General features: G+C 73.0%; 12 protein-coding genes. 6 read left to right on the top strand and 6 right to left on the bottom strand.

From position 1 onward, the window contains the following. Positions 1-87: 87 nt before the first annotated feature. Positions 88-741 (top strand): response regulator transcription factor, encoded by a 654-nt coding sequence (locus KQY30_RS17085; protein ID WP_217311120.1) that lies wholly within the window; start codon positions 88-90, stop codon positions 739-741. Between the two features lie 179 nt (positions 742-920). Then, positions 921-2,087 carry a cell wall metabolism sensor histidine kinase WalK gene (locus KQY30_RS17080; protein ID WP_217311119.1) on the top strand — a complete coding sequence of 389 codons (1,167 nt, stop codon included), beginning with the start codon at positions 921-923 and terminating at the stop codon, positions 2,085-2,087. A gap of 32 nt (positions 2,088-2,119) precedes the next feature. Here KQY30_RS17080 and KQY30_RS36510 read toward each other — a convergent pair whose 3' ends face one another. After that, complete coding sequence (locus tag KQY30_RS36510; protein ID WP_254407180.1) at positions 2,120-4,405, bottom strand: VWA domain-containing protein; 2,286 nt, start codon at positions 4,403-4,405, stop codon at positions 2,120-2,122. A gap of 419 nt (positions 4,406-4,824) precedes the next feature. Here KQY30_RS36510 and KQY30_RS17070 point away from each other — a divergent pair, with 419 nt between their 5' ends. Beyond that, positions 4,825-6,882 carry a PhoX family phosphatase gene (locus KQY30_RS17070; RefSeq protein WP_217307569.1) on the top strand — a complete coding sequence of 686 codons (2,058 nt, stop codon included), beginning with the start codon at positions 4,825-4,827 and terminating at the stop codon, positions 6,880-6,882. Positions 6,883-7,077: 195 nt separating this feature from the next. Here the strand turns inward: KQY30_RS17070 and KQY30_RS17065 are convergent, their stop codons facing one another. Together KQY30_RS17065 and KQY30_RS17060 are read right to left on the bottom strand one after the other, a co-directional pair. Further along, positions 7,078-8,124, bottom strand: a complete 1,047-nt coding sequence (locus KQY30_RS17065) for a hypothetical protein (protein WP_254407179.1) — start codon at positions 8,122-8,124, stop codon at positions 7,078-7,080. A gap of 116 nt (positions 8,125-8,240) precedes the next feature. Continuing rightward, positions 8,241-9,716 (bottom strand): APC family permease, encoded by a 1,476-nt coding sequence (locus KQY30_RS17060; RefSeq protein ID WP_217311116.1) that lies wholly within the window; start codon positions 9,714-9,716, stop codon positions 8,241-8,243. Between the two features lie 327 nt (positions 9,717-10,043). Here KQY30_RS17060 and KQY30_RS17055 point away from each other — a divergent pair, with 327 nt between their 5' ends. Together KQY30_RS17055 and KQY30_RS17050 are read left to right on the top strand one after the other, a co-directional pair. Further along, positions 10,044-10,448 carry an RNA-binding S4 domain-containing protein gene (locus KQY30_RS17055; protein ID WP_217307568.1) on the top strand — a complete coding sequence of 135 codons (405 nt, stop codon included), beginning with the start codon at positions 10,044-10,046 and terminating at the stop codon, positions 10,446-10,448. 196 nt (positions 10,449-10,644) lie between these two features. Continuing rightward, the gene (locus tag KQY30_RS17050; RefSeq protein ID WP_217307567.1) at positions 10,645-11,079 is read left to right on the top strand and encodes an ATP-binding protein; all 435 of its coding nucleotides are present in this window, start codon (positions 10,645-10,647) and stop codon (positions 11,077-11,079) included. A gap of 197 nt (positions 11,080-11,276) precedes the next feature. Here KQY30_RS17050 and KQY30_RS17045 read toward each other — a convergent pair whose 3' ends face one another. Both KQY30_RS17045 and KQY30_RS17040 read right to left on the bottom strand, forming a co-directional pair. Further along, the gene (locus KQY30_RS17045) at positions 11,277-11,822 is read right to left on the bottom strand and encodes a hypothetical protein (protein WP_217307566.1); all 546 of its coding nucleotides are present in this window, start codon (positions 11,820-11,822) and stop codon (positions 11,277-11,279) included. A gap of 122 nt (positions 11,823-11,944) precedes the next feature. After that, the gene (locus tag KQY30_RS17040; RefSeq protein ID WP_217307565.1) at positions 11,945-12,820 is read right to left on the bottom strand and encodes a hypothetical protein; all 876 of its coding nucleotides are present in this window, start codon (positions 12,818-12,820) and stop codon (positions 11,945-11,947) included. Between the two features lie 295 nt (positions 12,821-13,115). On the opposite strand from KQY30_RS17040, the gene KQY30_RS17035 reads away from it, so the two are divergent. Further along, complete coding sequence (locus KQY30_RS17035) at positions 13,116-13,544, top strand: hypothetical protein (RefSeq protein ID WP_254407178.1); 429 nt, start codon at positions 13,116-13,118, stop codon at positions 13,542-13,544. Here the strand turns inward: KQY30_RS17035 and KQY30_RS17030 are convergent. Then, positions 13,526-17,503, bottom strand: coding sequence for a BTAD domain-containing putative transcriptional regulator (locus KQY30_RS17030; RefSeq protein ID WP_217307564.1), 3,978 nt, complete (start codon positions 17,501-17,503; stop codon positions 13,526-13,528). The two genes, KQY30_RS17035 and KQY30_RS17030, sit on opposite strands and share 19 nt — an antisense overlap. Between the last annotated feature and the right edge of the window lie 138 nt (positions 17,504-17,641).

The following is a 17,641-nucleotide window of genomic DNA, read 5'->3' as shown; positions in this document are numbered from 1 at the left end:
TAGACAGGCCCATCCTGGGAGGAGACGGGCATCATGCAAGAGGTGGCTGGGCACGAGGCGGCTGGGCACGAGGCGAGGGACGACAGCATGCGGGTACTGGTCGCCGAGGACGAGGAGGTTCTCGCCGAGCTGGTCGCGACCGGACTGCGGCGCGCGGGATTCGCCGTCGACACGGTGTACAGCGGGGACGCCGCCCTCGCCTATCTCGGACTGCACGACTACGACGTCGTCGTGCTCGACCGCGATCTCCCCCGGGTCCACGGCGACGACGTCGCGCGCAAGCTGGTCGCCGAGTCGTCCCGTACGCGCATCCTGATGCTGACCGCGTCCGCGTCGATGGAGGACCGGGTGGCGGGGCTCGATCTGGGCGCCGACGACTATCTGGGCAAGCCCTTCGACTTCCCCGAGCTGGTCTCGCGGGTGCGCGCCCTGCGGCGGCGCAGCGCCAGGCCCGTACCGCCGCTGCTGGAACGGCACGGCGTGCGGCTCGATTCCGTACGGCGGACCGCGTCGCGGGACGGACGGGTGCTGGACCTGTCGCCGAAGGAGTTCTCGGTGCTCCAGATCCTGCTGGAGGCGGACGGGGCGCCGGTGTCGGCGGAGGAGCTGCTGGAGCGGGCGTGGGACGCGCACGCGGACCCCTTCACCGGGGCGGTACGGGTCTGTCTCAGCAAGCTCCGCGCCAAACTGGGCGAACCGCCGCTGATCCGTACGGTGCAGGGTGTGGGATACGCGCTGTGAAGACGACGCGGCACGCTCCTGGCTCCGGCTCGGACACGGGGTCCGGCACGGGCCTCGGCAATGGCTCCGGCTCCGGCATCGGGTCCGGCACAGGCCGCGGCAATGGGTCCGGTTCTGGCAATGGGTCCGGCACGGGCTCCGGTATCGGGTCCGGCAAGGGCTCCGGCTCCGGCTCCGGCATCGGTTCTGGCATCGGGTCCGGCTCGACGATTCGTACGCGCATAGCGCTTGTCTACGGCGGGGTCTTCGTCGTCCTCGGCGGCTGTCTGCTCACCGTGGTCAATCTGCTCTCCACCGCCGGTACGCAGAACGAGGCCCAGGAGATGGCCGCCCGGGTGGTGCCCGCGCAGGTGGCACCCGCGCTGCCCGCCTCCCCGGTGCGCGGGCTGATCAGCGAGCAGCGGATCGCGCCCGTCACCGTCTACCGGCTCACCGACAATGTCACCGACGCCGCCTCCGACGAGATGCTCTTCTGGTCGGTCGCCGCGCTGCTGGTGATGGCGGCCTGCGCGGTGGTGGTCGGCTGGTGGACGGCGGGACGGGTGCTGCGGCCGGTGCACGCGATGACGGCCAAGGCGCGCCGGCTCTCCGAGCACAATCTCCATGAGCGGATCGGGGCGAGCGGGCCCGACGACGAGCTGAAGGAGCTGGGGGACACGCTGGACGCGCTGCTGGCGCGGCTGGAGAAGGCGTTCGACAGCCAGCGCCGGTTCATCGCGAACGCCTCGCACGAGCTGCGGACCCCGCTGGCGACGCAGCGCGCCGCGATCCAGGTGGGCCTTGACGACCTGTGCTCGCCGGACGAGCTGGCCCGTACGAAACAGACCCTGCTCGACAACAACCGGCGCAGCGAGCAGCTCATCGAGGGGCTGCTGGTGCTGGCGCGCAGCGAGCGCGAGGTGGAGGACCAGGAGCTGGTCGATCTGGGCGAGGCGGTGGAGGAGGAGGCGGCCCGCTTCGGCCTGGACAAGTCCGTGTCGGTCATCGACGCGGGGGTGGTACGGGGGAACCGGCTGCTGCTCGGCCAGCTCGTGGGCAATCTGCTGACGAACGCGGTGACGTACAACATGCCGGACGGGACGGGGACGGTGGACATCGAGGTCAACGGCACGGTCCTGGTCGTACGGAACACCGGTCCCGTGGTGGCCGAGGAGGACGTCCCGGCGCTGTTCGAACCGTTCCGGCGGGGGGAGGGGCGTGACCGGATGGGCCGGGGGGCGGGGCTTGGCCTCTCCATCGTGCGCTCGATCGCGGAGGCGCACGGGGGGCGGGTGACCGCGGAGCCGGGCGGGGCGGGGGGCGGACTGGCTGTGACGGTGAAACTGCCGCCGGCCGCGTCGGAGTGACGCGGCCGGCGGCGTGCTTTGTGCTTTTCGGGTCAGTTCGCCCGGGAGGCGTGCCAGGGGGTGAGCAGCTCGCGGTAGAGGGTGGCGTCGGGCAGCTCGCGGGGGGTGGGGCCGGCGTGGAAGAACCCGACGTTCTTGGCGCCCGGGTCCGCGCCGAGCCTGCGCGCGAAGTCAAAGCCCTTGGCGTCCTCCTCGCCGAACGCCACGATCTGCCAGAAGACCGGCAGCTCGGCGGCGTCGGCGAACGCCTGCTCGGCGGCGCGTACGGCGTTGGGCGCGCCGTCCGTCTGGAAGATCACCAGCGCGGGCCCGTCGGCCCCGGCCTTCTCGTGCAGGGCGACGACCTCTTCGACGGCGCGGTGGTAGTGGGTCCGCCCCATCCGGCCCAGGGAAGCGTGCAGTTCGTCGATCTTCCCCTCGTAGGAGGTGAGGTCGATGGCGCCGGTCCCGTCGATCTCGGTGGAGAAGAACACGACGGAGACGGTCGCGCTGTCATCAAGATGCGCGGCCAGCGCGAGCGCCTGCTCGCCGAGGTGCTGGGCGCTGCCGTCCTTGTAATAGGTCCGCATGGACCCGGACCGGTCGAGCACGAGATACACACTGGCCCGCGCCCCGTCCATCCCAAGCCCGGCGAGGGCGGCCCCGGCGGCCCCATAGTGCCCCACGAGCCCACCGGCACGCTCCACAACCTGAGCAAGCGCCACGGCGGCACCGGAATCGCCACCCGCCTCCGGCGCGGGTGCGGGTGCGGCGACGAGGGCGTCCGGAACGTCGGCCTCGACAGTGTGCTCCGGCACGGAGGTGACCGCGTCCGGAACGTCGGCCTCCGCCTCCGGCGCGGATGCGGCGACGAGGACGTCCGGGACGTCGGCCTCCGCCAAGGGCGTTGCGTCGGCTTCGCCCGCGAGGACGGGCGCCGTCTCGACCAGCGGCTCCGCCACGGACCCGGCCGCAACGTCCGGGGCGTCCACGCCCTCAGGCTCGTCCGCAAGGGCAGGCGCCAGCTCGGCGTCCGGCGCGGCCGCCGGTACCGGCTGGTCATTCGGCGTGGGCGCCGATTCGGTCTGCGGTTCCGTTACGGGGACGACCGCCGCCCGAACCTCAGCCTCCGGCAGGGGTGTTGCGTCGGTTGCGAGGGCGGGCGCCGTCTCGACCAGTGGCTTCGCCACGGACCCGGCCGCAACGTCCGGGGTGTCCACGCCCTCAGGTTCGGCTGCGAGGGCAGGCGTCGGCTGGGCCTCCGGCGCAGATGTCGACTCCGTCTGCGGTTCCAGTACGGAGGTGGCTGCGGCCTCAACTTCAGCTTCCGGCATGAGCGTTGCCGCAGGCTCGGCGGCGGGTGCCGCCGCCCCGGCAAGCGGTTCCGGCGCGGGCGCAACGTCGGCCTCTGGCGCAGGTGTTGCCTCCGTGACGGGCTTCGCCACGGACACCGGGACGCCCTCGGGCTCGTCCGCAGGGGTAGGCGTCAGCTCGGCGTCCGGCTCCTGGCCCGAGTCGGGCGCAGCCGTAACTTCGGCCTCAGGCAGAGCCTCGGGCTCGACTGCAAAGGCAGGCGCCGGCTCGGCGTCCTGCGTCAGCGCCGGTACCGGCTGGTCCTCCGGCGCGGGCGCCGACTCAGCTTGCGGTTCCGTTACAGGGACGACCGCGGCTCGAACTTCGGCCTCTGGCAGGGGCGTTGCGTCGGCTTCGGCCGCGAGGGTGGGCGCCGTCTCGACCAGCGGCTCCGCCGCGAACACGGGCGCAACCTCCGGGGTGGCCACGCCCTCGGGCTCGCCTGCGAGGGCAGGCGTCAGCTCGGCGTCCGGCTCGGTCTGCGGTTCCGGTACGGAGGTGGCCGTGGCCTCAACTTCGGCTTCCGGCAAACTCGTTGCCCCGGCCTCCTTCGCGGCGGCGGTGACCGTTGCGGGGACTTCCGCCTCCGGCAGGAGCGTTGCCTCGGCCGGAACCTCGGGCTCCGGGGCGGACGACCGTACCGCCGTAACCTTCGCCTCGGTCGAGGGCGTCGTGCCCGGCTCGGCCTCCCGCTCCGGTGCCGACGCCGACGCGGCCCGAACCTCCGCCCCCGGTACCGGCGTTGCGCCCAGCTTCGCTTCCGGCTGTGGTGGGATTCGGGGGTTGTCGAACGCCGCGGCCACCAGGTCCGCCGCCGCCGTCTCGACCGGGGAGGACTGCGGTGCCGCTGCCTCGGCCCGGGTGGCCGGTTCCGGTGTCTCGGACTCGCCTGGGGCCGCCTGGGCCGCCTCGGCCGGCTCCGCCGGCCCCGGCCCCTCCGCACGGTCGCGTCCGAACACCTTGCGCAGCAAGCTCCGAATGCCCATGGGCGAGGCCTTTCAGATCAGTTGGGTGCGGTGTCCGCCACCGGGGACAAGGCGCATCCCTGGCCAGGGCGGATACGTAAGGTTAGCGGCCGTCCCGTTGATCCACGGCAGGGGCGGCCTCCCCCCGGCCGCGTGGCCCACGGACGGGTGATGCGCGACGGACGTGCAGACGGACGTACAGCAGACGCACGGAGTGCGCGCCGGGGCGCGGGGGAATACCCGCCCCGCCCCCATCTCCCGTGCCCCGCAACGCATTACCCTCCCCAGACCACCCGGTCGCCCCGCGTTCATGTTTCGTTCACTCCGGCGCTGCCGCCATGCTGGCCATCCCACCTAGCGTCACCGCCGAGACATTCCGACACTGTGTCGGCCATGTCGGCGCGGGGCGCGCCGAGACACCACACCCACCGGAGGCGAAAGTGCGCAAACTGCTGCCCCTGCTCAACTCCCACCCGGGCGGACGTTCCGCCCTTACCTGCCGTTACCGCTGCGGCGACGCCTGTTTCCACGAGGTGCCCAACACCAGCGACAACGAGTACGCCGGCGACATCATCGCCGGTGCCCTGTCCAGACGTTCCATGGTGCGCGCCGCCGCCGTCGTGACCGTCGCCGCCGCCGCGGGCACCGCGGTCGTCGTGGCCGGCCCCGACAACGTCGCCTCCGCGACCCCGCTGGGCGGCAAGGGCCACGGCCACACCCCCACCCCCGACGGCGCCCGCGGCCTCCGCTTCACCCCGGTCGCCCCCAACGTCGCCGACCAGGTCACGGTCCCGTCCGGCTACAGCCAGAACGTCGTCATCCGCTGGGGCGACCCGATCCTGCGCGGCGCCCCGGCCTTCGACCCGGACCGGCAGACCGCCAAGGCGCAGGCCGGCCAGTTCGGTTACAACAACGACTTCCTGAGCCTGCTGCCCCTCAAGGGCGAGCGCGGCCGTCAGGTCCTCGTGGCCAACCACGAGTACACCGACGAGATCCTGATGTTCAAGGGCTACAACTCCGCGGCCCCGACCCGCGAGCAGGTCGAGATCGCCTGGGCCGCCCACGGTCTCTCCGTCGTCGTGGTCGAGGAGGACCGCAAGACCGGCAAGCTCACCGCCGTCTCCCGGCACGAGCTGAACCGCCGTCTCACCGCCACCAGCAAGTTCGAGCTGACCGGCCCGGCCGCGGGCAGCGAACTGCTGCGCACCTCCGCCGACCGCACCGGCAGCCGTGTCCTCGGCACGCTCAACAACTGCGCCGGCGGCACCACCCCCTGGGGCACCACGCTGCACGGCGAGGAGAACTTCAACCAGTACTTCGCCAACGGCTCCAGCCCCACCGACCTGCGCTACGGCGTCGGCACCGGCGCCACCGAGCGCAAGTGGGAGCTGTTCGACAAGCGCTTCGACCTCAAGCAGGAGCCCAACGAGGTCCACCGCCACGGCTGGGTCGTCGAGCTGGACCCGTACGACCCCGACTCGACGCCCAAGAAGCGCACCGCCCTCGGCCGCTTCAAGCACGAGGCCGCGCAGCCGCGCCTCACCGCCGACGGCCGCCCGGTCATCTACATGGGCGACGACGAGCGCTTCGACTACCTCTACAAGTTCGTCTCGTCGAAGCAGATGAAGCAGGGCAACAGCCGCACCGCCCACCAGCACAACCTGACCCTGCTCGACGAGGGCACGCTGTACGTCGCGAAGCTGACCGGCGACAGCCCGGCGAGCGAGTTCGACGGCACCGGCAAGCTCCCCAACGACGGCGAGTTCGACGGCTCCGGCGTCTGGATCCCGCTGGCCACCGGCGATGTCTCGCACGTCCCGGGCATGACCGCCGACGAGGTGTACGTCTTCACGCGCCTCGCGGGCGACAAGGTCGGCGCCACCAAGATGGACCGCCCCGAGGACGTCGAGCCGTCGCCGCGCAGCGGCCGTGTCTATGTCGCGCTGACCAACAACACCGACCGCGGCAAGGCCGGCAAGGAGGGCCCCACCGAGCCCAACCCCCGCAACGCCAACAAGCACGGCCACATCCTGGAGCTGGCCGAGAACTGGGACGACCCGTCGAGCGACGGCTTCGCCTGGCGCCTCTTCCTGGTCGCGGGCGACCCGACGGACCCGGCCACCTACTTCGCGGGCTTCCCCAAGGAGAAGGTCAGCCCGATCTCCTGCCCCGACAACGTCGCCTTCGACCCGCACGGCAACCTGTGGATCTCGACGGACGGCAACGCCCTCGGCACCCACGACGGTCTGTTCGGTGTGGCCACGCAGGGCGAGCGGCGCGGTGAGCTGAAGCAGTTCCTGACCGTGCCGAACGGCGCCGAGACCTGTGGCCCGGTCATCCAGGACCGCCGGGTCCTGGTCGCCGTGCAGCACCCGGGCGAGATCACCGGCGCGACCGTCGAGCAGCCCGCGAGCGCGTGGCCGGACGGACCGGGCAAGATGGTCCGCCCGTCGGTCGTGGCGGTCTGGCGCAAGGACGGCGGCGACATCGGCGTCTGAGCCGATACGGGCCGATACGGGCCGAGCCGTACGGCCGCTGTCGCACGACAACTGCCGTACGGCGGCCACCGCCGTACGACTCGCTGAACCGCTGAACCGCTGAACCGCTGAACCGCTGAACCCCTGAACCCCTGAACCCATCCGGCAAGTCGCGGGGTGGCGCCGACTCGGACCGGCGTCACCCCGCTTGCTGTCTCACCGGGCGCCGTCCTGCCGCCCGCGGCGGAACGCCGTGATCTGTTCCGCCGGATCACCCGTGTACGCCCACGGCACCCGCGCCGCCCGCGTCCCCATCAGCTCGAAGAGCTGCCGGGCCTCCTCGTGCAGCCCCGCGTAACAGGCCGCGTGCGTCAGATAGTTCAGCTCGCCGGTCTCCTCGGGGACCACCGGTCCGGGCGCCCGCGCCCCGATCCAGCGGTCGAAGGTACGCCGTACCTCGGTCACCGCCAGCTCGTGGTGCCAGTGCCGGCCGAAGTTCCGTACGGGGCCCCGCCCCCGTACCCCCTCCGCCGCGTAGCGGTACTCCTCCACCCGCGCGATCTGCACCAGCACCGGCAGCGGCGACCCGGGCGGTGCCGCGCCCGCCGCGTCCCTGGCGAAGTCGTACATCCGCCCGTGGGTGCCGTGCCAGCGCGCCGCGTGGTAGCGCAGCAACTGGGTGTGCCCCTCGGTGTTGTACGGGTCGCGCCGGCGCAACTCGTCCCACCAGCGCCGCAGTTCGCCCCGGCTCACCCCGTCCTGGTACAGCCGCGCCACGGTGAGCAGCGACACCCAGGGCATCGGGTCGGCGGGATGGGCCTCGGCCGCCTGAAGGCAGATCAGTACCGTCGCGTCGAGCCGCGCCGGGTCCGTCGCGACCCCGCGCCCGGCGGCGATGGCCAGGTTGAAGGCCCGTACCACCTCCGTCGCCGCCCGCAGCACCGCCACATCGGGACTGTCCGGCTCCGCCGCCCGCCAGTTCTCCACGGCCGAACTCCCGGCTGCGGCGTGCGAGAGCAGCCGTATCCGGTGGGTACGGCGCGGCCAGTCGTCACCGGTGGCGCGCAGCAGATCGCGTACGCCCTGCCAGCGGCCGATGACGATGTCGTGCCGCGCCTCGGTCAGCGGCCGGTCGCCGAAGTCCGGGTCGAATTCGGGCGCGGTCTCCCGCCCGGAGGACCGCCCCGAGGACCGTCCGGAGGACCGGTCGGGAGACCCGCCCCGGGACCGGCCCCGGGCGGCGCGGTGCCGGGCTTCCGCCATGACGCCCCCTGCCTCTCTTCGCAACGTCCCAACGCCCTCGGATACCAGCGCTCCTTCGCACGCGCTCCCTTGAACCAACGCTCCCTCGAACTGACGCTCCTTCGAACCAGCGCTCCTCAGAAGTCCGTCGCCAGCGCCTCACCGGCCTGCGCCGGCCGGTCGGCGCCCGGGCCGCCGTACGCCTCGCCGTCGTCCGGCGCGCGGGAGGCGTCCAGCCGCGCGGGCCGGTAGTACGAACTGCCCCGCAGCCAGTACCAGACCATCGGCACCAGCCCCGCGGCCAGCCCGCCGATCCCGATCGCGATCGCCACCGGGGTCAGCTCGCTCAGCGACTCGTAGAACATCCAGAACATGAACAGCGCGCCCAGCAGCGGCCAGAGCCCGGCCAGCACGAAGTCCCGCACCGAGCGCAGCAGGACCTTGCGGTACGCGACGACGGCCGCGATGCCCGCCAGCCCGTAGTACACACAGATCTGGAGCGAGATCGCGGTGACGGCGTCGGAGATGATCTCGGTGACCGAGCCGAGCGCGGAGGCCGCCGCCAGCATCCCGAGCGCGACGGCACCGACCACGGCGATCGCCACCCAGGGGGTGTTCCAGGTGCGGTGCACGGTGCCGAGCGCGCGGGGCATCGTACGGTCGCGGCCCATCGCGAACAGCGAGCGCGTCACCTGGATCAGGGTGGTCTCCAGGGTCGCGATGGTCGACATCATCACCGCCACGATCAGCAGCTTGCCGCCGATGCCCGGCCAGATCTCCTCGCCCAGCACCCCCAGCACATTCGCGCTGCCCGCCTGGATCTGGTCGGCGGTGAGGATGACATTGACGGCGATGGTGAAGGCCTCGAAGAGCAGGAAGACGATGCCCATGCCGATCAGGGCCGCGAGCCCGGCGGTCCTGCGGCTGTTGCGGGTCTCCTCGCTGAGATTGCTGGTGACGTCCCAGCCCCAGTAGTAGAACGCGGCGACGAGCGCGCCGGCCGCGAAGCCCGACGTCCCGTCGAAGTGGCCGAACCCCAGCCAGGACCAGTCGAAGGCCTGCGCCGAGCCGTTGTGGACGACGGCCGCCAGCACGAACAGCAGGAGTACGGCCAGCTCCACCCCGGTGAGCAGGAGCTGTGCCCGTACGGTGAGCCGGGCGCCGCCCAGCACCACCAGCAGCATGACCAGGAACCAGCCGGCCCCTACCAGGAGCGCCAGCTCGGTGTCGACGGCCAGCGCGGGATCGAACAGCGCGAGCGTCATGGCACCGGCGGGCAGTGATCCGGCGACCATGAAGATCGTTGCGGAGACCACCAGCGCCCAGCCGGAGAGAAAGCCCAGGGCGGGGTGGAGCGTACGGCCCACCCAGGAGTAGGCGGCGCCCGCGTGGGCGTCGAGCCGGCCGAGCCTGCTGTAGGCGAGGACGATGCCCAGCATGGGTATCGCGCAGTACAGGAGCGCGGCGGGGCTGGCGAGACCGACGGCGCCGACGAGGACCGCGGTGGTGGCGGTGATGGAATACGCCGGCGCACTGCCCGCGACCGCCATGACCACGGTGTCGAAGGTACCGAGGACATTGGGCTGGAGGCCTCTGCCCGGGTTGTTGCGCATGGCGTTCACTGCTTCCGGAGCGGTGTCCTTGTGTGGCACGACATGTGTCGGCATTTCAGAAACAGACTCCCCGTCCGGAGACATGTCTCCGTTCTCCGTAAAGGGAACGAGCGCATCGTAGTCGCCGGCATGGGGAGTGATGCCACGGTTGCGTTGCGGAGTTGTTTCGGCCGGGGGACGTGGTCGGGACGGGGGACGCGGTGGGGACGGGGGACGCGGTGGGGACGGGGGACGCGGTGGGGACGGGGGACGCGGTGGGGACGGGGGACGTGGTCCGGGAGTGAATATCGCTGGGGCCGGGGGCCGTGCCGCGCTTACCCTCGACATATGGCTTCTGTGGTTTCCGGAGGTACGGGCGAGGCGTCGGGCGACGGCGCCGTACGGGTCGACAGTTGGATCTGGTCCGTACGCCTCACCAAGACGCGCTCCCAGGCGGCGTCCGCCTGCCGCGCCGGGCACGTACGGGTCAACGGCGAGCGGGTCAAGCCCGCCCACTCCGTGAAGCCCGGCGACGAGATCCGGCTGCGGCACGCGGGGCGCGAGCGGATCGTGGTGGTGTCGCGGACCGTACGGAAACGGGTGGGCGCGCCGGTGGCGGTGGAGTGCTACGTGGACAACAGCCCGCCGCCCCCGCCGCGCGAGTTCACGGTGCCGATCGCGCTGCGTGACCGCGGGACGGGCCGGCCGACCAAGCGCGAACGCCGCGATCTGGACCGGCTGCACGGGCACTGAGCTGCGCCCGGAGGCCGGGAAGGGGTGCCGGGGCCTGGGAGGCATTACCCCCAGAGATGAATTCTCGGTGCCCCGCGAGCGCAACGGCCCTTGTCCTCAAGGTGGTTGCGAGGCGGGGCGGACATCGTGGGAAACTCCGCTCAGTCATCACCGTTGTACGGAAAGTAAAATCCGTACTTCAGGGAAGGTCCTTCCCATGAACCTCGACGGTGAGCAGCTCGACCAGTACGACCATCGCAACCGGCGCGATCGGTACGTCACCTTCCGCCTCCCCAGTCACCCGCGCAGTGTGGGCCGTGCGCGCGAGGCTCTGTGCGCGTATTTCGATCTGCCGGAGGAGCCCGGCGAGACGGCGGCGCTCCTGCTGTCGGAACTCGTCACGAACGCGCTGCGCCACGGCAGCCCGCCGGGACGGGAGATCGCGGTCACGCTGCGCCGGGTGGACGGGCTGCTCAGGGTGGAGGTGGAGGACGCGGGAGATCTGCTGCCCCGGCCACGGGATCCGGGTCTGGACGACGAGTGCGGCCGGGGGCTCGCGCTGGTGGCCGCGCTGTCCGACGACTGGGGTGTGGTGCCACGGCAGGGACCGGGGAAGCGGGTGTGGCTCACACTGAAGGTCCCCGACAGGTAGGCGCGGCGCGGGGGTGCGGGGCCGGCGACCGGGGTGGGCGGCGGGTCGGCCGTGGCGGTCGCCGCGGTCGGGGTCGTTGGATGGCGGGTGTGCGTACGTACGCGTATACGGGGACAGCGGTCATGGCCACTGTTCCCGTATACGCGTACGTTCGTTGGTCGGTGGGTTCGGTTGTGTGCCTGGGGGCTGTGCCGCCGTCAGAACCTGTTACCACCGGTTCCGCCGCCGGCCGCTCCCGCGCCCGGTCCCGCACCCGAGCCCACGCCCGGACCGGTCTCGGCTCCGGCTCCCGCGCCCGACCCCGCTCCGGACCAGAATCCGCCGCGGTCCGTGGCCAGCGCCCAGATGACCCACGCGGCCAGCGCGATGCCGATCACCGCCCAGACGGGCTGGTACGGCAGGTACATGAACTGCGAGACGAGGAGCAGCGCGGCGACCGCGATACCCGCGTACCGCGCCGGCCGGATGCGCATCAGAATCGCCAGTCCGACCACGGCGACCAGGATTCCGAGGGCCACATGCAGCCAGCCCCAGGAGCTGAGGTTGAAGTCGTAGGCGTAGCCGGTGACGGTGTTGAGGATCCGGTCCCTTCTGATGGCCGCTACGCCCTGAAGTATGGCTGTCGCCCCCATGATCACCATGAGCACGCCGGCGAAGAAACTACCGCCGACGGCCCAGGCGGCCTTTCTCTCCGTATGGGCTCCGGTGCCCGCTCCGTATCCGGTGCCGGGCGCGGTGCCCATGCCCATTCCAGTGCCTGCGCCTGTGCCTGTGCCCATGCCCGTGGTGGGGGGCCTCTGTGTCGTGTTCTGGCTCATAACCCCATCGTGCGCCAAATGGTGCAAAAGGGACATCCGGCCGGGGGTTATCGGTATAAAGATTCAGTAAAGTCCGGTGAGGGGCGTGGGGCGGGGCAGGGAGCGTGCCGGTGCCGGCCCGTCAGCCAGGCGACGGCGGCCAGACCGAGCCCGCAGCCGAGGACCCACCAGGCCGTCGTACGGAGCGAAGCGGTCAGCGCGTCATAGATGGCGGCTGCCGCCGAGCGGTCCCCGTTGTCGGGCAGATTCCCCAGACTGGTCGCGCGCGCCACCGCCACGACGACCGCCAGCGCCACCGCGCCCGCCGCGAACGCCAGGCCGATCCCGATCAGCGCGCGCCGCCGCCGTACCGCGATCAGCAGCGCGGCCACCGCCAGCACGCCCGTCGCGAAGGCGGGCCGTACGCCTGCGGCCTTGAGCCCCCGCGCGACATCCCGCCAGACCCCGAGCCCATTGGCCTTCAGCACGGTGATCTCGCTGTGCCGTACGGGAATCCGGTCCGCGTACGGCACCCTGTCGGCCATCAACTGCCGTTTCACCTGCTGGGTGACCGGCGCCAGATCGATGGTGACGGCATCACCGCCGCCGCTGGCCAGGACCTGTTGCGCGGTGGTGTGCGCGGCGCGGGCCGCCGTCGTCCAGGCGTTCTTGAAGGCCTCGGTGGTGGCGAAGGACAGCACGGCCTCGTGCAGCAGTTCGCGCGCCCCCGCCTGGAGCGGGCCCACATCGATCTGCGTCATGACCTGGTCGGTCACCCGGTCCGCTACGGCTCCCTGTACGGCCGGGTCGGAGGCGAGCGGCGCCATCGTCGAGACGAAGCGGCCCGTGTCGCCGATCTCCAGATCGGCCCAGGCCGCGATCGCGCTCAGCGGGGTGAGGACCGCGAGCAGGACGATCAGCGCCGTGGAGAGATAGCTCCGCACCCCTCAAGGGAACGTGGCGTGCGCGGCGGGCGCGAGCGGTGCGCCGCCGACCCGGTGAGCGCGGGTGGCGCCGGAGTGAGCGCGGGGGCGAGTACAGGTGAATACATGCGTGAGTACATGGGTGAGTGCATGGGTGTGCTGTACGTGCGTGAGTACGTGGGTGTGCGCGGTGGTGTACGCGGGGTGCGCGCCGGAGTGAGCCGCCGGGGTTGCCGCGTACGACGGGCGGGTGTGCGCTGGAGAGATACGGCAAGGGCTCAAGGGCTTGCGCGGGCGAGGAAAGGAGCGCGCTGCCATGGCCACTCAGGCGCCGACGCGGCAACCGGCCCGGCACCCCCTCTCCCCACAGGGGCTGCTGGAACTGCTGGAACGGCATCACATCCCCCCGCACATCGTGGCGATACCCCTTCTGCTGGGCATCCTCTACGGCGTGTACGCCTCGTACATCGCGCGCGGCGGCGGACCGGCCAGCTACGGGCAGCTCGCCCTCGCCCTGATCTCCGGGGCGCTCTTCGCCCTGCTCCTCTTCACGCTCCTCCGGTGGCAGCACCGCCTGATGCCGGAGCTGCGGGCCGCGGCCTGGGGCGTACTGGTCGGCGGTTCCATGGGCTTCATGTACAGCCTGACCGACCACAGCGTGCTGCTGTCGTCGGGGATCGGTCTGTCGTTCGCCGTGGGCACGGTCATCGTGACCTTCTACGCCTTCTACACGCACGCGCCATGAGCCGCGGGGCCGCCGTGCGGGCCGTCGGGACCGCGATGCGGGGCGCCGGGATCGCCGTGCGGGGCGCCGGGAGCTGACGGCTGTTCCGGCTGTTCCGGCCGCTCCGCAAGGGCCGCCTCCATGCCCAGCTCCTCCCCTCGTACGAAAGCGTCGTCGTACGCCCGTACACCCACGGCATCCCGTACCGCCGCCGCGATCCGGTCCACGTCGCCGCGCTCGGCGGGCGGAAGCGGGGCGCCCGCGTCGCGCCGGGCCGCGCTCGCCGCGCCCAGCAGCAGGGCGGCGCGTGCGGACCGGCCGGCCAGCGACTCCGCACCGGCCAGCCCCTCCACCGCGAGCGCCACCGCGCGCGGGTCGCCGACGGCGCGGGCGACGGCGAGACCGTTGAGATGCAGGGCGCGCGCCCGCGCGTAGTCGCCGCGCTGCTCGGCGACGAAGCCCAGTTCGGCGAGGACGAGCGAATTGCCGGCCTCGCTCGACACCTCCGCGTACCAGTCGCGGATACGGAGCAGATACCGCTCCGCCGTGGTCAGGTCGCCGGACCGGCGCGCGCCCAGGGCGAGGCCGAGTTCGGCGTGGATCTCGCCGAACCGGTAGCCGTGCTCGGCGGCGCGCCGGCGGGCGCGTTCGTGCAGGTCCCGGGCGCGGTCCGGGCCGCCGGTGAGCAGCGCCAGCCGGCCGAGGCCGGAGAGCCGGGCGGCGATCTCGGCGCCGAGGCCCAGTTCCTCGGCGATCCGTAGCCCTTCGTGGTGGATCCGGGCGGCCCGCTCGTACTCCCCGTTGAACTCGGCGAGCGAGGCGAGCGGCGCGACGGACTGCAACTGGCCCCAGCGATCGCCCAGTTCCCGGAAGAGCGCGGCACTGCGCTCGCCGTCGCGGCGCAGCGCGGCCAGATCGCCGCGGATCACGGCGTGCTGGGCGCGCCGGCCGAGCGAGGCGGCGATGCCCCAGCGGTCGCCGATGGCGCGGAAGCCGGCGAGCGCGCGGGCGGTCAGCTCCTCGGCGGCGGCGAGATCACCGGCGTTGAACAGGCCGTACGCGAGCAGCCACTGGGCGCGGGCGCGGCGGGCGGGGGAGACGACGGCGTCGTACGGGTCCGGGGCGGGGAGACGCGAAGCGGGCGGGCTCGCGGGCTCGCCGGAGAGGAGCGCGAAGGCGGTACGGAGGGCGCGGGCCTCGGCGAGTGCGCCGGCTTGGGCGCGGGCGTCGGCTTCGAGTGCGCCGGCTTGGGCGGGTGCGTCGGCTTGGGTGCGGGTGTCGGCCTGGGGGCGTGCGTCGGCTCGGGAGCGCGCGCCGGCTTCGGCGGGGGCGTGCGGCGGGAGGGGCGTGGCCGTGTCCAGCGCCGCGTCGAGCGCGCGGCGGGCCTCGCGCAGCCGTCCGGACAGCAGCCAGTACCAGGACAACGCCGTCACCAGCCGCAGCGCCTCGCCGCCGCGCTCCCGTCGCACGGCCGTGTCGAGCGCGGCGCGCAGATTCCCGGTCTCGGCGTCCAGGAGCGGCAGCCAGCGGTGCTGCTCGGGGCCGCGGAGCCCAGGCTCGGCGCGTTCTGCCAGGTCCAGATAGTGGGCGAGGTGCCGGTGGCGTACGGCGGTCTCGTCCCCCGCCTCCCGCAGCCGCTCGGCGGCGTACGCGGCGACCGACTCCAGCAGCCGGAACCGCGTGCCTGTCCTCACCACCAGGGAACGGTCGACCAGCCGCGCCAACAGATCGAGTACGTCGCCGTCGGCGACCCCGTCCCCGGAACAGACCGCCTCGGCCGCCTCCAGGGTGCAGCCGTCGGTGTGCGCGGCGAGCCGTCGCAGCACGATCCGCTCGGGTACGGTCAGCAGCTCCCAGCTCCAGTCGATCACCGCCCGAAGCGTCCGCTGCCGCGCGGGCGCCCCCCGCTGCCCCGCGGTCAGCACCCGGAACCGGTCCCCGAGCCGCCGGTCCAGCCGCCCGGCCAACTCCCGTACCCCGAGGGCCCGTACCCGGGTGGCGGCCAGTTCCAGAGCCAGCGGAATCCCGTCGAGCCGCCGGCAGACGGTGTCCACGGCCGCCAGGTCCGGCGCGTCGAGGACAAGGCCGGGCGCCGCGGCGAGGGCCCGCTCGGTGAACAGCCGGGCGGCATCGGCGGGCGGCAACGGCTCGGCGGGATGCACCACCTCGCCGGTCAGCCCGAGCGGCTCCTGACTGGTGGCGATGACCCGCAGCCCGGGAGCACCGAGGAGCAGGGTCTGCGCGAGCCGGGCGACGGGCTCGACGAGGTGCTCGCAGTTGTCGAGGACGAGCAGCAGGCGCCGCGCACGAAGGGCGGAGACGAGACGCCGGGTGAGGAGGTCGGGGGAGGGGGCGGGGGCGGCTGGTGCTCGGGCCGGGGCGCCCGGCGCCGGGGGCGCGCCCGCGTGCGCCCCCGGCGCCCCGGGTGCGGGAAGGCTTGGCGCCGTGTCGTCCCGCAGGCCCAGCGCGAGCGCCACCGCGTCGACCGGGTCGGTGTGCCGGCCGGCCAGTTCCACCAGGCGTACGCCGTCCGGGAACGCCTCCGGGGTGTCGTCCGCGATACGGGCGGTGGCGGCCAGGGCAAGCCGGGTCTTGCCGACCCCGCCGGGACCGGTGACCGTCACCAGCCGGGCGGTACGGAGCAGTTGGCCGATGGCGCGCACGGAGTGCTCGCGGCCGATCAGCGGAGTAAGCGGCGCGGGCAGCGCGGGGACGGCGAGCGGAGCGGGTGGGGCAGACGGGGCAGGCAGGGCCGCACTGGCGACGAGGACCACGGCTGGTCCGGCCGCCGTTGCCCCGGCTACCGATCCGGCCACGCCCGGTCCGGGCGCCGCCGGCCCGGCCACCGCTGGTCCGGCCATCGATCCGGCCACAGCCGGTCCAGCCGCCGCCGGCCCGGCCACCGTTGTCCCGCCCACCGCTGATCTGGGCGCCCCTGATCCGGCCGCCGTCGTCCAGGCCGTCGATCCGGCCACGGCGGGTCCAGGCGCCGCCGGTTGGGTCACGGTCGTCCCGGCCGCCGCCGGTTCGGGTGCCCCCGGTCCGGCCCCGGCCGTGGCAGGTCCGGCAACGGTCGTCCCGGTCACCGCTGGTCCGGCCGCCGCCGGGCTGGTCACCGTCGTCCCGACCACCGCTGGTCCGGGCGCTGCTGGCCCGACCGCCGTCGTCCCGGCCACCGTCGATCCGGGCGTCGGCGCATCCAGCACACGACGCGGCACATCCAGCACAGGACCCGGCACATCCAGCGCCGGGTCCTGGCGCAGGATCGCCTCGTACAACGTGACCAGCGCCGGCCCCGGGTCCACCCCCAGCTCCTCCGCCAGCCGCCCGCGCAGCTCTGCGTACGAGGCCAGTGCCTCGCTCTGACGACCCGTCAGGTACAGGGCCCGCAACTGCACGGCCCGCAGCCGCTCCCGTAACGGGTGCCGTGCCACCAGCGCGGTCGACTCCCCTGCCAGCAGGGCGTGTTCGCCCAGTTCGAGCCGTGTCTCGCCCTGCTGCTCCAGCGCGGTCAGCCGCAGTTCCTCCAGCCGCTCGGCCTCAGGCCGTACGAACACCTCGTCCGTGAACCCGGCGTACGCGGGCCCGCGCCACAACCCCAGCGCCTCGGCGAGCAGTTCCGCGCGCCGTCGTGACGCGCCGGTGGCTCCGGCGCGTACGAGCAGCGCCGTGAACCGGTCCGCGTCCACCTCGGCGTCGGACAGTTCGAGCAGATACCCCGCGGGTTGGTGCACGATCCGGTCCCGGCCGAGCGCCCGGCGGAGCTGGGACACCTTGGTCTGAAGGGCGTTGGCGGGCTTGCCGGGCGGGTGCGCGCCCCAGAGGTCGTCGACGAGCCGGTCCGCGGAGACGGGCCCGCCGCCGTGCGCGAGCAGCGCGGCGAGCAGCGCGCGGACCTTGGGTCCGGGTACGGCGACGGACCGTTCCTTCCCTGCCGTGCCGTCCCACACGGCCAGCGGACCGAGGACCCCGAATCGCATACGGAAACGGTACGTCGTCGGCGGCCCCGCACCCGTCGGCCCACCGGCCGTCAGCCGTCAGCCCACCGGCTGTCCGCCGTCCGTCTGTCAGCGCCCCATCAGCGCCCCACCAGCGACTCGTCAGCGTTCACCCGCAGG

This window comes from Streptomyces sp. GMY02, from assembly GCF_019056675.1.
Lineage (GTDB): Bacteria > Actinomycetota > Actinomycetes > Streptomycetales > Streptomycetaceae > Streptomyces > Streptomyces odonnellii.
The sequence above is the reverse complement of the archived record's forward strand: the minus strand, read 5'-3'. Positions and strand labels throughout refer to the sequence as shown.

Excerpts from the sequence above, each read along its gene's own strand:
- KQY30_RS17085 (WP_217311120.1), top strand. The coding sequence starts at position 88 with ATGCGGGTACTGGTCGCCGAGGACGAGGAGGTTCTCGCCGAGCTGGTC.
- KQY30_RS17035 (WP_254407178.1), top strand. The coding sequence starts at position 13,116 with ATGGCCACTCAGGCGCCGACGCGGCAACCGGCCCGGCACCCCCTCTCC.
- KQY30_RS17065 (WP_254407179.1), bottom strand. The coding sequence starts at position 8,124 with ATGGCGGAAGCCCGGCACCGCGCCGCCCGGGGCCGGTCCCGGGGCGGG.
- KQY30_RS36510 (WP_254407180.1), bottom strand. The coding sequence starts at position 4,405 with ATGGGCATTCGGAGCTTGCTGCGCAAGGTGTTCGGACGCGACCGTGCG.
- KQY30_RS17060 (WP_217311116.1), bottom strand. The coding sequence starts at position 9,716 with ATGCGCAACAACCCGGGCAGAGGCCTCCAGCCCAATGTCCTCGGTACC.
- KQY30_RS17050 (WP_217307567.1), top strand. The coding sequence starts at position 10,645 with ATGAACCTCGACGGTGAGCAGCTCGACCAGTACGACCATCGCAACCGG.
- KQY30_RS17055 (WP_217307568.1), top strand. The coding sequence starts at position 10,044 with ATGGCTTCTGTGGTTTCCGGAGGTACGGGCGAGGCGTCGGGCGACGGC.
- KQY30_RS17045 (WP_217307566.1), bottom strand. The coding sequence starts at position 11,822 with ATGGGCACCGCGCCCGGCACCGGATACGGAGCGGGCACCGGAGCCCAT.
- KQY30_RS17030 (WP_217307564.1), bottom strand. The coding sequence starts at position 17,503 with ATGCGATTCGGGGTCCTCGGTCCGCTGGCCGTGTGGGACGGCACGGCA.